17 protein-coding genes are annotated in these 12,914 nt (G+C 69.8%); 9 read left to right on the forward strand and 8 right to left on the reverse strand.

The genetic code is table 11. The features are described 5' to 3' along the window. Window positions 1–45 precede the first annotated feature (45 nt). Complete coding sequence (locus VGR32_RS01535; protein WP_327447337.1) at window positions 46–282, reverse strand: helix-turn-helix transcriptional regulator; 237 nt, start codon at window positions 280–282, stop codon at window positions 46–48. Beyond that, window positions 282–782 (reverse strand): DUF2975 domain-containing protein, encoded by a 501-nt coding sequence (locus VGR32_RS01540; protein ID WP_327447339.1) that lies wholly within the window; start codon window positions 780–782, stop codon window positions 282–284. The genes VGR32_RS01535 and VGR32_RS01540 overlap by 1 nt, the downstream gene beginning before the upstream one ends. Before the next feature lie 88 nt (window positions 783–870). Between VGR32_RS01540 and VGR32_RS01545 the strand changes: the two genes are divergently transcribed. Together VGR32_RS01545 and VGR32_RS01550 are read left to right on the forward strand one after the other, a co-directional pair. Next, window positions 871–1,812 (forward strand): ABC transporter ATP-binding protein, encoded by a 942-nt coding sequence (locus VGR32_RS01545; protein WP_327447341.1) that lies wholly within the window; start codon window positions 871–873, stop codon window positions 1,810–1,812. After that, window positions 1,812–2,537: an ABC transporter permease gene (locus tag VGR32_RS01550; protein ID WP_327447343.1), complete on the forward strand. Its 726-nt coding sequence runs from the start codon at window positions 1,812–1,814 to the stop codon at window positions 2,535–2,537. The genes VGR32_RS01545 and VGR32_RS01550 overlap by 1 nt, the downstream gene beginning before the upstream one ends. A 6-nt stretch (window positions 2,538–2,543) precedes the next feature. Here VGR32_RS01550 and bfr read toward each other — a convergent pair whose 3' ends face one another. Further along, window positions 2,544–3,044, reverse strand: a complete 501-nt coding sequence (gene bfr / locus VGR32_RS01555; RefSeq protein WP_125257569.1) for a bacterioferritin — start codon at window positions 3,042–3,044, stop codon at window positions 2,544–2,546. A gap of 134 nt (window positions 3,045–3,178) precedes the next feature. Continuing rightward, window positions 3,179–3,364: a (2Fe-2S)-binding protein gene (locus VGR32_RS01560; protein ID WP_327447347.1), complete on the reverse strand. Its 186-nt coding sequence runs from the start codon at window positions 3,362–3,364 to the stop codon at window positions 3,179–3,181. Between the two features lie 115 nt (window positions 3,365–3,479). On the opposite strand from VGR32_RS01560, the gene thiE reads away from it, so the two are divergent. The 4 genes from thiE to VGR32_RS01580 are packed head-to-tail and all read left to right on the forward strand — an operon-like array spanning window position 3,480 to window position 6,591. Further along, on the forward strand, window positions 3,480–4,130 hold the full coding sequence (gene thiE / locus VGR32_RS01565; RefSeq protein ID WP_327447349.1) for a thiamine phosphate synthase: 651 nt from the start codon (window positions 3,480–3,482) through the stop codon (window positions 4,128–4,130). Between the two features lie 48 nt (window positions 4,131–4,178). Further along, window positions 4,179–4,430, forward strand: coding sequence for a hypothetical protein (locus VGR32_RS01570; RefSeq protein ID WP_327447351.1), 252 nt, complete (start codon window positions 4,179–4,181; stop codon window positions 4,428–4,430). Next, on the forward strand, window positions 4,396–5,868 hold the full coding sequence (locus VGR32_RS01575; protein ID WP_327447508.1) for a sensor histidine kinase: 1,473 nt from the start codon (window positions 4,396–4,398) through the stop codon (window positions 5,866–5,868). The genes VGR32_RS01570 and VGR32_RS01575 overlap by 35 nt, the downstream gene beginning before the upstream one ends. A gap of 42 nt (window positions 5,869–5,910) precedes the next feature. Further along, window positions 5,911–6,591: a hypothetical protein gene (locus VGR32_RS01580; RefSeq protein ID WP_327447353.1), complete on the forward strand. Its 681-nt coding sequence runs from the start codon at window positions 5,911–5,913 to the stop codon at window positions 6,589–6,591. Between the two features lie 6 nt (window positions 6,592–6,597). On the opposite strand, the gene VGR32_RS01585 is transcribed toward VGR32_RS01580, so the two are convergent. From VGR32_RS01585 to queA, 3 genes are all read right to left on the reverse strand, one after another. Next, window positions 6,598–6,969, reverse strand: a complete 372-nt coding sequence (locus tag VGR32_RS01585; RefSeq protein WP_327447355.1) for a hypothetical protein — start codon at window positions 6,967–6,969, stop codon at window positions 6,598–6,600. An 80-nt stretch (window positions 6,970–7,049) separates the two neighbouring features. Then, entirely contained in the window at window positions 7,050–8,165 is a 1,116-nt protein-coding gene (gene tgt / locus VGR32_RS01590) for a tRNA guanosine(34) transglycosylase Tgt (RefSeq protein ID WP_327447357.1), read from the reverse strand. Window positions 8,166–8,283: 118 nt separating this feature from the next. Continuing rightward, window positions 8,284–9,381, reverse strand: coding sequence for a tRNA preQ1(34) S-adenosylmethionine ribosyltransferase-isomerase QueA (queA, locus tag VGR32_RS01595; protein WP_327447359.1), 1,098 nt, complete (start codon window positions 9,379–9,381; stop codon window positions 8,284–8,286). Between the two features lie 99 nt (window positions 9,382–9,480). On the opposite strand from queA, the gene VGR32_RS01600 reads away from it, so the two are divergent. The 3 genes from VGR32_RS01600 (at window position 9,481) to VGR32_RS01610 (ending at window position 12,204) form a co-directional block, all read left to right on the forward strand. After that, window positions 9,481–9,933, forward strand: coding sequence for a MaoC family dehydratase (locus tag VGR32_RS01600; RefSeq protein ID WP_327447361.1), 453 nt, complete (start codon window positions 9,481–9,483; stop codon window positions 9,931–9,933). Window positions 9,934–9,976: 43 nt separating this feature from the next. Then, window positions 9,977–11,647 carry a lysine--tRNA ligase gene (locus VGR32_RS01605; RefSeq protein ID WP_327447363.1) on the forward strand — a complete coding sequence of 557 codons (1,671 nt, stop codon included), beginning with the start codon at window positions 9,977–9,979 and terminating at the stop codon, window positions 11,645–11,647. 92 nt (window positions 11,648–11,739) lie between these two features. After that, window positions 11,740–12,204, forward strand: a complete 465-nt coding sequence (locus VGR32_RS01610; RefSeq protein ID WP_327447365.1) for an SH3 domain-containing protein — start codon at window positions 11,740–11,742, stop codon at window positions 12,202–12,204. A 58-nt stretch (window positions 12,205–12,262) separates the two neighbouring features. On the opposite strand, the gene VGR32_RS01615 is transcribed toward VGR32_RS01610, so the two are convergent. Continuing rightward, entirely contained in the window at window positions 12,263–12,886 is a 624-nt protein-coding gene (locus tag VGR32_RS01615; protein WP_327447367.1) for a helix-turn-helix transcriptional regulator, read from the reverse strand. Window positions 12,887–12,914 lie beyond the last annotated feature (28 nt).

The following is a 12,914-nucleotide window of genomic DNA, read 5'->3' on the forward strand; positions in this document are numbered from 1 at the left end:
ATGCGGCGCCCGGTCCCAGCGGCAACGCGCCGCGCTCCCGGGGGATCACTCGTCCTCGACGGACTCGAGGTCCCGGGGATCGAAATCGTAGCCCAGCAGGTCGCCCGGCGCGCAGTCCAGCGCGGCGCACAGCCGTGCCAGCGTCCGGAAGCGGATGCCCTTCACTTTGCCGGAGCGGAACAGCGACAGTTGCGTCTCCGACAAGCCCACGGTCTGGGCCAGATCCTTGGCCTTCAGCCCCTTGCGGACGATCAGGGCGTCCAGCGTCACGCGCACCGGCATCAGATCATCTCGTCCAGTTCGGCCTGGATCCGCCCCGCCTGGTCCATCACGCGACCCAGCAGGAACAGGGCCCCGCCCATCATGCCCAGCGTCATGCTCGCGACGTCGAAATTCAGATAGCTGCTCTGGACGTTCCCCAGCCACCGCATGGCGTTCGGCACGACGAAGACGCTCAGCAGGCCGCCCACGCCCAGCGCCAGGCCGACCCTCCGCAACGCCGATGCCAGCACCGGCTGGATCAGCCTGCCTCTGGCGATCTGACCCAGCGCCGAGCCGATGCTCCAGACTCCGAACAGGTAGAAGACGATCGGCGTGAACCAGATCAGTCCCATGACGGACAGGGCCGAGTAGGGCTCGCGCCCGTCGCGCATCCACAACCACAGCGGTGCGACCAGCAGGGCGAAGGTCACGCCCCCGCCGATGGTCACGACCATGAACACCGCCAGCCAGCGGAACTGGCCGCACATGGTGCGGAAACGGGTCAGGTCGGTCTGGCTCACGGGGCGCTCCAAGCTGTCTGATATTTAATCTTGACTTAAACGACACCGCTTTGCAACTTTAGCTCGGACTTAAACGAACGGGGCGGCCATGGCGGCGATCGAGACGAGGGGGCTGACGCGCAAGTTCGGCCGGCAGCTGGCGGTGGACGGCGTGTCGATGACCGTGCCGGACAGGGCCGTCTACGGCTTTCTGGGCCGCAACGGCGCCGGCAAGACCACGACGCTCAGGATGCTGCTGGGCCTGCTGAGGCCCACGGCGGGGTCCGCCTTCGTCGGCGGCGTGGACGTCGCCGCGGACCGCATCGCCGCCGCCCGCAAGGTCGGCGCCCTGCTGGAGGCGCACGGATTCTACGCCAATCTCTCGGGCCGCGAGAACCTGGACCTGACCCGCGCCCTGCTGGGTCTCTCGGCCACCGAGGTCGACCGGGTGCTGGAAGTGGTCGAGATGGTCGAAAACGGCCGTCGCCGGGTGTCGGACTATTCGCTGGGCATGCGGCAGCGTCTGGGTCTGGCCCGCGCCATGCTGGGCGCGCCGCCCGTGCTGATCCTCGACGAGCCGACGAATGGGCTGGATCCCGACGGCATCGCCGACATGCGCCGCTTCCTGAAGTCCCTGCCTGACCGCACCGGCGCGACCGTCCTCCTGTCCAGTCACCTGCTCGGCGAGATCGAGCAGACCGCCACCCACGTCGGCATCGTGCATGAGGGGAGACTGGTTCTCGAGGGCGAGCTGGCCCGGCTCAAGGCCGATCAGGCGCCCGAAATCGCCCTGCGGGTCGACGACGCGGTCAGGGCGACCCAGGTGCTGCGCGGTCGCGACCTCACGGTCGTTGCGGACGACGGCGATCTGATCGCCCGCCTGCGCCCCGGCGAGGATCATGACGCGGCCGTCGCCGGGCTCAATCGCGCCCTCGTGGGGGCCGGGGTCGGCGTGTTCGCCATCGGCGCGCGGGCGCGCTCGCTGGAAGGCATCTACCGCCAGGCCTCCGCGCCCGCCGCGACGCCCGCACGCACGAAGGAGTTCGCCTGATGCTCGCCGCCCTGATCGTCGAGGCCCGCAAGCTGAACCGCTCGCTGGCCCTGCTGCTGGCCGTCGCGGCCCCGTGTCTGATCGGCACCTTCATCTTTTTCAACATGCTGCGCGGCAAGGCGCCCATGACGTGGGAGATGTGGCTGGGCAGTTCGGCCGGCATCTGGGCCTTCTTCATGCTGCCCATGAGCGTCACGGCCCTGACGGCGCTGGTCGCCCACATGGAGCATGGCCCCAGGGCGTGGGACCATCTGCGCGCCCTGCCGCGGCCGCGCTGGACGCTCTATGCCGCCAAGGCCGCCTGCGTGCTGGCGGTCGTGGGGGCCATGAGCCTGCTGAACCTGGCGGTGACCTATGGGGCCGTCCGCGCCGCCGTGGCGATCAAGCCGGTGCTGGAACCGACCGGCGATCTGGCCGTGATCCAGCATCTCACCGTCGTCGGGCGCATGTGGCTGGCCGCGATCCTGCTGACCGCGATCCAGTTCTGGACGGCCATGCGATTTTCCAGCTTCGTGCCCGCCCTCGCCATCGGCATCGGCGGCACCTTTTTCTCGGTGGTCGCCACAGCCGCGAAGCAGGGCGTCTTCTTCCCGTGGCAGATGCCGGTGAACATGCTGGCGACCGAGGCGTGGCGCGTGAACACGGCCCTGGGTCTGGGCGGCGGCCTCGGCGCTCTGGTCCTGATCCTGGCGGTGGCGCACCTGAGTGCGCGGGAGGTCAGGTGACGGGGATCACTTCCCCGTCGCCGACCCGTCCGGACCGATCTCGCCAAGAGACGACTGGATGTAGTTGGGCTCGCCCATCATCTCGATCAGCTTGAACTGGTTCTCGAGGAAGTCGATGTGCTCCTCGGTGTCCGACAGGATGTGCTGCAGGATCTCGCGGCTGACGTAGTCGCGGGCCTCCTCGAACTGGGCGATGCCGGCGATCAACGTCTCGCGTCCGCCGCGCTCCAGCTGCAGGTCGGCGCCCAGGCACTCCACGACGGTCTCGCCGATCTTCAGCTTGTGCAGGTCCTGCAGGTTCGGCAGGCCGTCGAGGAACAGCACGCGTTTGATCAGCATGTCGGCATGCTTCATCTCGCCGATGCTCTCGTCGTAGATGACCTTGCCGAGGTGCTTGAGACCCCAGCTCTCGAACATGCGGGCGTGCAGGAAGTACTGGTTCACCGCCGTCAGCTCGTTGGTCAGCACGGCGTTGAGCGTGCGGATGATGGCGGGATCGGCCTTCATGATCGTCTTCCTCGAAGCGGGGGGCGGCGCGCGATCGGGCCGCGACTCCCATCAGGATAACACGCGGCCACCCGAAGTGTTCACCTGCGAACACTTCTCATCACATTGAAAATGCGAGTGAAAGTCGGAAGCGCCTATTCCGCCGCCATGGCGAACGCCTGGCGGGTCTCGTCGATCATTTTCCGCATGTCGCACACGCACTTGGCGCACTGCGCCTGGCACTGGTGGCGGGCGAAGACGTCGCGCGGCCGCTGTGCCCCGGCCTCGATGGCCTGGCGCACGTCCCGCTGACGAAGGCCGTTGCAGTTGCAGACGTACACGCGAACACGCTCGAAGAAGATGCGACTGGTTCGCTTTAACAGGCGGAACGAGGCGAATGCAAGTCGTTCGCATGGCCGCGGTTGACGCCCGCCCCCGCGCGCGGGAGGAGGGGACATGACCGCCCGCCCGCCCTGCCGCCTCTACCTGATCACGCCGCCGGCGATCGCCGACGTCGACGCCTTCGCCACGCGGCTGGAGGAGGCGCTGGACGCCGGCGATGTGGCGGCGCTGCAGATCCGCCTCAAGCCGGCATCGGACGCGCAGATCGAGGCGGCGGTCGGCCGACTTGCGCCGATCGCCCGCGCGCGCGGCGTGGCCGTGATCCTGAACGACCGACCTGATCTGGCGGCGAGGTTCGGCTGCGACGGCGTGCATCTGGGACAGGGCGACGCCTCGGTGGCCGAGGCGCGGCGTCTCATGGGCCGGGACGCCATGATCGGCGTGACCTGTCACGACAGCCGGCATCTGGCCATGGAGGCGGCCGAGGCCGGGGCCGACTACGTCGCCTTCGGCGCCTTCTTCCCGACCGCGACCAAGGAGACGACGCACCGGCCGGACGCGGACGTCCTGACCATATGGCAGGAAACGATGGAGATTCCCTGCGTCGCCATCGGCGGAATCACGCCGGAGAACGCCGGGGCCGTGGCCCGCGCCGGTGCGGACTTCGTCGCCGTCAGCTCGGCGGTCTGGGATCATCCCCAAGGCCCGGCCGCCGCGGTCCGGGCCTTGAACCATGCGCTGGGCGAGGTCGCAGGGGATCGTTAGGGAACCTGTGGTTCATTCGGGGACATCTGCCGCCCGAGTGAACCTCCCATGCCCCTGAGCCGCGCGCTCGATATGGCCGAACCCGTGTCCGACGCGACGCCGTCGCGCGCGCCGACGACACCGGTCGCACAGGGCGCCTCCGCCTTCTTCGCCCAGCCTCTCGTACCGATCCTGACCGCGATGGGCGTGCTGATCCTGGTCGTCGCGGCGATCAATTTCGCGCGTTCGGCCGGCCTGGTCGCCGCCCTCTGGGGCGCGGGGGGGGCTGGCGGCCGCGGTCTGGCTGCGCACCTCGCGTGATCGCGCCTACGATCTGTGCTTCGGCGGCCTGCTGGCGGTCGGCATCATGGCCGGCGAGGTTCTGGCGGGCAATCCGCCGGGCCTGTCCGTCATGTTCACGATCGCCAACATGATCGAGATCGTGGGGGCCGTGGTCTTGGTCAGGCGGTTCGCACCGACGCTGAACCTGTCGACCGTCGACGGGGCCCTGCGCTTTCTTCTCGCGGGGGCCGTGCTGGCCCCGATCCCCGCCGCTGCCTTCACCGCGATCTGGCTGACGGCCACGGCGGGCGCCGATCCGCTGACCTCGTTCCAGACCTGGTGGTTCGGCCACGCGCTGGGCCTGGCCGTGTTCGGGGCCTTCGGCGTGTCCCTGACGCGTCCGCACCTGTCCGCCCTGAAGCGTCCGTGGCGGGCCGTCGAGGCCACGCTTCTGATGGCGCTGGTCGCGGCGGTGACGACGGCCGTGTTCGTCGTCATCCAGTCGCCCATGGGGCTGGCGATCATTCCGGTGATGATCCTGGTCGCGGCCCGCCTGCGCGTTCTCGGCACCGCCGCGGCGCTGGTGCTGGTGACCCTGTCGGCCGTCGGCGGCGCCATGGCGGGCGTGGGTCCCTTTTCCGCTCCGGAGGTGGCTCTGGCCGACCGGGCACTGCTGGCCCAGACCATGGTCTTCCTGGGCTGCCTGCCGATCTTCCTGATCGCCGCCCTGCTGGAAGAGCGCGACGCCCTGACGGAGCGCGCCCGGCTGGGCCGCCTGCGCGCCGAGGCCGCCTCCGAGTCCAAGTCGCGCCTGCTGGCCAACGTGGCGCACGAGATCAAGAGCCCGATCGGCGGCGTCATCGGCATCGGCGACCTGTGGAGGGGCGGCCAGCTGGGCCCGGTGACCGAGCAGCAGGCCGAAATGGCCGACATGATGGTGCGCACCGCCCGTCAGGTGGAGGCCCTGGCCCACGACCTGCTGGACGTGGCCCGGGCGGAAGCCGGCGCGGTCAAGGTCGACCTGCGCCCCACCGACGTGCCCGGTCTGCTGGAGGACGTGCGCCGCACGGTGGCCCTGCGGCCCGAAGCCGTGGGCCTTCGCTTCGAAATGGATTGCGCCGGCGATGGCCTGGTCGCCCTGGCCGATTCCCAGCGTCTGGCCCAGGTGGTCGGCAATCTGGCCAGCAATGCGGTCAAGTACGGCGCCGGGGGCGGCGTCGTGCGCTTCGTCGCGCGCCGCATTCCCCGCGGCGTCCGCATCGAGGTCGTGGACCGGGGCTCCGGCCTGACGGTCGAGAAGCAGGCCCAGCTGTTCGAACCGTTCAACCGGCTGGGCCTCGAACGGTCGGCCATCGAGGGGCACGGCATCGGTCTGGCGCTCGCGAAGCGCCTGACGGAGCTTCAGGGCGGCACGATCGGCGTGGATTCCGCGCCCGGCGCCGGCGCCGCCTTCTGGATCGAGCTGCCGGCCGCCTGAACTCCGCTTGCCCCCGGCCGACGAAGGGGAGAAGCTGGCTTCATGACCCGCAGCCCGATTGCCCTCGCCGCCGCCCTGTCGACGCTGACGCTCGCAGGCGCGGCCGCCGCCCAGTCCACGCCGGATTACACCGGCGATCTCAACGCCATGCCGGCGCGTCCGGCATCGACCGCTCCGGCCCCGGTCGAGGCGCCGCAGACCCGTCCCGCGCCCGCCGCCGTCGCACCGGCCGACGCGCCGGTTCCGGCGCCGACGTCCGCGTCCGCCCCCGCACCGCGCCCGGTCATGACGCCCGCAGCGTCACTGCCGGCCGCGGCGACGCCGATCCCGGCCCCGGTGGCCACGGCTCCCGCCGCGCCGCGCGCGCTGACCCGGGCCGAGATCGACGCCCTGCCGTTCGCCGTGACCCTGCCTGAGGGCTATGCCCTGACGGCCGGCCGACCGGGCCCGGACTTCCAGGTCTGGACGGTGCGAAAGGGCGGCGTGGCCCAGCTGATGATCTATGCCGGCCCCAGCGCCCAGTTTCCGATCCACGACGGCGAAATGGTCGAGGCGGGCGGACGCACCACGGTCGTCGTCGTCGAGGACGGCAGGCGGCGGGCGCTGGAGCATCTGTTCCGCCAGTCGACCGCGCCGAACCACATCCACGTCTGGATCGCCAGCGTGGAGGGCGCCGATCGGGATCGGGCGGAAGCCATCGGCCACGGGGTCAACCCCCGCTGAGCCCGATCAGGCGTGGGCGCGACGGCCGCCGTCCAGCGCCGCGAAGTAGCGGGCGGCCACGTCGGACGTCAGTCGCGGCCGCGCGGCCTGACCGTCCTCGATCAGCTCCACGATCGTCTGCAGCACCTCATCCCGGGTCAGGTCGCCGCCGTCCGCCAACATGTCCAGGCGTTCGAACAGCGACCGGGCCCGCCTTTGCGACGCCAGTTCGAAGGGGCGGGCCGGCGCCGCGGCGACCGGCGGCGGCGCGAAGGCTTCCCTGGCCGTGGCCGTAGCGCCGGCGCTGTCGGCCATCTTGCCGCAGTGGCGGCAGCGGTCCGCGCGGTGGCGTTCGGACCAGTACCACGCGTGGCGGCAGAAGATGGATTGCAACGTCATGGTGAACGCCTCCCGGATCTGCGTTCTCCAATAAATCGTCGTTCTGTCAAGCTGATGAACCCTGACGGGCGAGCGTGGGGTCACCCCCCTGCGGCGTGTCGCGCGTGGAAATCCGCGCGGAACGCGTCGAAGCCGCCGGCCGAAATCGCCTCCCGCATGGCGGCGTTAAGCGCCTGATAGAAGGCCAGATTGTGCCAGGTCAGCAGGATCTTGCCGAGGATTTCGTCGGTGCGGATCAGGTGGTGCAGATAGGCCCGCGAATACTCCTGCGAGGCCGGGCAGGGGACCGAGGCGTCCAGCGGAGCCTCGTCCTCGGCGAAACGCGCGTTCTTGAGGTTCAGCGGCCCGTCCCACGTCCAGGCCTGACCGTGCCGTCCGGCGCGCGTCGGCAGGACGCAGTCGAACATGTCGACGCCCCGCCACACCGCCTCGACCAGATCGACGGGCTTTCCGACGCCCATCAGATAACGGGGCCGGGCGGCGGGAAGCATGTCGGGCGCGTAGTCCAGCACCTCGCACATCGCCTGATGGCCCTCGCCGACCGCCAGGCCGCCGATGGCGTAGCCGTCGAACCCGATCTCCCGCAGCCGCTCCGAGCTTTCGCGCCGGAGGTGTTCATATGTCGACCCCTGCTGGATGCCGAACAGGGCCTGGGTCTCGCGCGTGCCGAAGGCGTCCTTCGATCGCTTGGCCCAGCGCGCGGACAGCTCCATGCCTTTGCGGGCGCGCGCCTCCTCGGCCGGCCAGGCGACGCACTCGTCCAGCTGCATGGAGATGTCCGCGCCGATCCGGTCCGCCTGGATCTCGATCGACCGCTCCGGCGTCAGAACGTGTTTCGAGCCGTCGACGTGGCTGGAGAAGGTGACGGCCTCCTCCGTCAGCTTCGAGATGCCGGACAGGGACATGACCTGGAATCCACCGCTGTCGGTCAGGATCGGCCTGTCCCAGCGCATGAACCTGTGAAGCCCGCCCAGCTTCTCCATCCGCTCCGGCCCCGGGCGCAGCATCAGGTGATAGGTGTTGCCCAGGATGATGTCGGCCCCGGTCTGCTTCACCTGATCGACCGTCATGGCCTTGACGGTCGCGGCGGTGCCCACCGGCATGAAGGCCGGGGTGCGCACGTCCCCGCGTGGGGTCTTCAGCACGCCGGTGCGGGCGCGGCCGTCGGTGGCGGTGATGTCGAAGGGGAAGGGCAAGGCGGCTCTGGCTGGTTGAGTGTGAGAGTCTCGGAAAAAAAGACTCTCATTTCCATCACGGTGGCGAGGATGGCGAGGGAGGGCAGGGATCATAGCAGACCCCCGGGCTGTGCAAGGTTCAGGCTGAAACCTCGTTTCGGAACAACAGGCTGCCGTCGCCATAAGAATAGAAGCGATAGTCCGACGCCACGGCGTGGGCATAGGCGGCCCGCATCGCCTCCACCCCGGCGAAGGCGCTGACCAGCATGAACAGCGTCGACTTCGGCAGATGGAAGTTCGTGATCAGCACGTCGACGGCACGGAAGCGATGGCCGGGCGTGATGAATATGGCGGTGTCGCCGTGAAACGGTCGGATCACGCCGTCCTCGCCCGTCGCGCTCTCCAGCAGACGCAACGAGGTGGTGCCGACGCAGACGATGCGCCCGCCCGCGGTGCGCACCGCGTTCAGGGCGGCCGCCGTCTCACCGGACACCGTGCCCCATTCCGAATGCATGCGGTGCTCGGACAGGTCGTCGACCTTGACCGGCAGGAACGTCCCCGCGCCGACATGCAGCGTCACCGCATGGGTGGAGACGCCCTTCGCCCGCACGGCCTCCAGCAGCGCCGGGGTGAAATGCAGACCCGCCGTCGGGGCGGCGACCGAGCCGTCATGGGCGGCATAGACCGTCTGATAGTCCGAGCGGTCGCGGTCGTCCTCTGGCCGTTTCGCCGCGATGTAGGGCGGCAGCGGCATGACGCCCACGTCGCGGATCGCTTCGTCCAGCGCCGGCCCTGACAGGTCGAACCGCAGGCTGACCAGCCCGTCCTCGCCCTTCGCCTCCACCGTGGCGTCCAGCGCGCCCAGCGCGCAGGCTCCGTCGGTCGACCGCCCGAACCGCACGCGGTCGCCGACCTTCAGCCGCTTGCCCGGCTTCATGAAGGCGGACCAGACGTCGGGCGCGTCCCGATGATGCAGCGTGGCCTCGACGTCGACGGTCAGGGTTTGGCCCGCCTCGCCCGGCCGCGTCCGCTCGCCCGACAGGCGGGCCGGGATCACGCGCGTGTCGTTGAACACCAGGGCGTCGCCGGCCCGCAGGAAATCCGGCAGGTCCCGCACGACCCGGTCCTCCAGATCGCCGTCTCGCACGACCAGCAGGCGCGCGGAGTCCCGCGGCTCGGCCGGGCGCAGCGCGATGCGGTCCTCGGGCAGGTCGAAGTCGAAATCGGAGGTCTTCATCAGGCGGCGGTCAGGGCCACGACGCGGCGCGCGGGTCAAGGGCGGGGATGACGCGGGCGGGACTCGGACTATCTAGAGGCCAGGCTGCCGGAGACGCCGATGACCGACCGATACCTGGACGACCTGACCGTCGGCGAAAGCTGGACCAGCGCGCCGTTCGAGATCACGGAAGCGGAGATCATCGACTTCGCGCGGCAGTTCGACCCGCAGCCGATGCACGTCGATCCCGACAGCGATCAGGCGAAGCGCTTCGGTGGGCTGATCGCCAGCGGCTGGCATGTGGCCAGCCGTGTGATGCGCGACTTCGTGGAAGCTGATCTCTACGGCGACGTGCCGCTACTGGGGCTGGGCGTCAACGACCTGCGCTGGCGCGTGCCGGTGCGGCCCGGCGACCGCCTGACGGTGCGGCGCGAGGTGCTGGAGATCGTGCCTTCGGAGAAGCAGCCCGACCGCGGCCGGGTGCGCACGATTACCGAGGTCAGCAACCAGAACGGTCAGATCGTGATGAGCTTCGAGAACTGGATGCAGCTGCCGAAGCGACCGGCGGCCTGACGCGCCGTTGACCGCGGGGGGCGCAGGCGTCAAACCCCGCGCCATGTTGCAGAACCTCGAAACCCTCGCGCGCGAAGCCAGGTCGTGGCCTTTCGAACAGGCCCGCAACCTGCTGGACCACGTCCTGAAGAAGCGGCTGTCGGACGCGGACCGCACGGCCGCCAGGCTTCTGATCGACGCCGGCAAGGCCGACGAGGCGCTGGCGACCTTCGAGGCCTTGCGCAAGCCCGTGCTGCTGGAAACCGGCTACGGGCCGTCGGGCCTGCCGCACATGGGCACCTTCGGCGAGGTCGCGCGCACCACCATGGTCCGCAACGCCTTCCGCGCCCTGACCGGCGACCACTGGCCGACGCGGCTGGTGGCGTTCAGCGACGACATGGACGGCCTGCGGAAAGTTCCGGACGGTGTGCCCAACGCGGAGATGCTGCGCGAGGACCTGCACCTGCCGCTGACGAAGGTGCGGGACCCGTTCGGCACCCACGACAGTTTCGGCGCGCACAACAACGCGCGGCTGCGGGCGTTCCTCGACGGATTCGGCTTCGACTACGAGTTCATGAGCTCGACCGAACAGTACCGCTCGGGCCGGTTCGACGCGGTGCTGCTGCGCGTGCTGGAACGCTTCGACGACGTCATGGCGGTGATGCTGCCGACGCTGGGCGAGGAGCGGCGCGCGACCTATTCGCCGTTTCTGCCGATCAGCCCGGTGACGGGTCACGTCCTGCAGGTCCCGACGCTGGAGCGGGATGTGGACGCCGGGGCCATCACCTTCGACGACCCCGCCGGCGGGCGCACGACCGTGCCGGTCACGGGCGGTCATGTGAAGCTGCAGTGGAAGCCCGACTGGGCCATGCGCTGGACGGCGCTGGACGTCGACTACGAGATGTCGGGCAAGGACCTGATCGAGAGCGTGCGCGAGTCGTCGAAGCTGTGCCGCGTCATGGGCGGCGTGCCCCCTGAAGGCTTCAACTACGAGCTCTTCCTCGACGTCGAGGGCAAGAAGATCTCCAAGTCCAAGGGCAACGGTCTGACGATGGACGAGTGGCTGCGCTACGGCACCCCCGAAAGCCTGGCCTGGTACATGTTCCAGTCGCCGAAGTCGGCCAAGAGCCTGCACTTCAACGTCATCCCGCGCGCGATCGACGACTATCTGAGCTTCATCGACCAGTATCAGGCGCAGGAGCCCGCGAAGCGGATCGACAACGCCGTCTGGTCGATCCACGCCGGGGATCCGCCTGCGGTCGCGTCGCCGGTGTCCTTCAGCCTTCTGCTCAATCTGGTCGGCGTGGCCAATGCGTCGTCCAGGGATCAGCTGTGGGCCTACATGGGCCGCTACCTGCCCGAGGCGACGCCGCAGACGGAGCCGACGCTGGATCGGCTGATGGGCCATGCCCTGAACTATTTCGACGACTTCGTGCGTCCGGCCAAGGCGTTCCGGCCGCCGACCGGGCAGGAGGCGGCGGCGTTCCGCGACCTGGCCGACCGTCTGCGCGCCCTGCCGGCGGACACGACGGACGGCGAACTGATCCAGAACGAGGTCTATGCGGTGGGCAAGGCGCACGCCTTCGAGCCGCTGCGGTCCTGGTTCGGCGCGCTGTACGAGGTCCTGCTGGGCGAGAAGCAGGGGCCCAGATTCGGCTCGTTCGCCGCCATCTACGGCCTGCCGCAGACCGTCGAGTTGCTGGAGCGGGGCGCGGACGGCCGCCTGGCGGGCTGAAACCTGAACCGAAAACAACAAGCGGTTCAGGGGATACTCCGGCAAGCCCGGGCATTCTTCCTCCATCGACCAACTCGAAGGAGAGATGAGCCATGTCGAACGGCATCAAGAACACCCTGATCGCGGGCGCCGCCCTGGCCGCCGCGGCGGCCATCCCCGGCGTCGCCTCGGCGCAGTCGAACGGCATCACCAGCTGCGACGCTCCGGGCGGTCGCCAGCAGGCCGGCGCCCTGATCGGCGCGGTCGTCGGCGGCCTCGCCGGCAGCCAGATCTCGCGCAACGAGCGCACCCTCGGCGCGGTGGTCGGCGCGGGCGCGGGCGCCGCGGCGGGCAGCTACATCGGCTGCAACCAGCAGCGCGCGCGGGCCGGGGCTTCGGCCAACGCCTCGATCGTCCGCCCCACGACCAACGTGCGCGTCCGCTCGGGTCCGGGCACCAACTACGCCCAGATCGGCAGCGTCAGTCGCGGTCAGGCCCTGCAGGCCATCAGCTCTTCGGGCCAGTGGGTGCAGATTTCGAACGGCGGCTGGGTCAACGCCAACTACCTGACCTACTGATCCGCCCCGCGCGGATGACGGAAAGGCCGCCCTTCGGGGCGGCCTTTTTGCTGCGCGCCTACTGGCTCACCCACAGGATGCGGCTGATCCAGTCCAGGTCGTCGCGCGCCACGACGCGGTCCGCGTGCTCCGGATTGATGGACCGCAGCGTCAGTGCCTTCGCGGTCGTGCGGGCCAGCTCCTTCGCCATCGTCTCGCCGGTGCGGGTGCGCACCACCACGCGGTCGCCCCGTCTCGGTTCCGGGCCGTCGCGGTCGACGATGACGCGGTCGCCGGGCCGGTACAGCGGCGCCATGGAGTCGCCGACGATCTCGAGGCTGAACAGGCTGCGGCCGGGGCGGGGCAGATCGGTCCAGCCCCAGCCGTCGCCCGTGGGCAATCCGGCTTCGTCGAAGAACCCGTCCTGACCCGCCTGCGCCAAACCCAGAACGGGCAGGGCGGGGGCGGGACCGGCGTCGTCGGCGAGGGCCGCGAACTCGGCCAGCGACACGCCGGTCACCTCCAGAATGCGGTTCAGGCTTTCCGTCGAGGGCCAGCGGGGTCGCCCGCCGGTCTCCCGTTTCGACGGATTGAACGAGGTGGCGTCCAGTCCTGCACGGCGAGCCAGTCCCGACGGACTGAGCCCATGCGCCGCCGCCAGACGGTCGACGGCGCGCCAGAGGCGGGGATGTGACAGGGGCATGGGCGTCGCCGGTGATTCGGCGGCAGAT

This window comes from Brevundimonas sp., from assembly GCF_035935935.1.
Taxonomy (GTDB): Bacteria; Pseudomonadota; Alphaproteobacteria; order Caulobacterales; family Caulobacteraceae; genus Brevundimonas.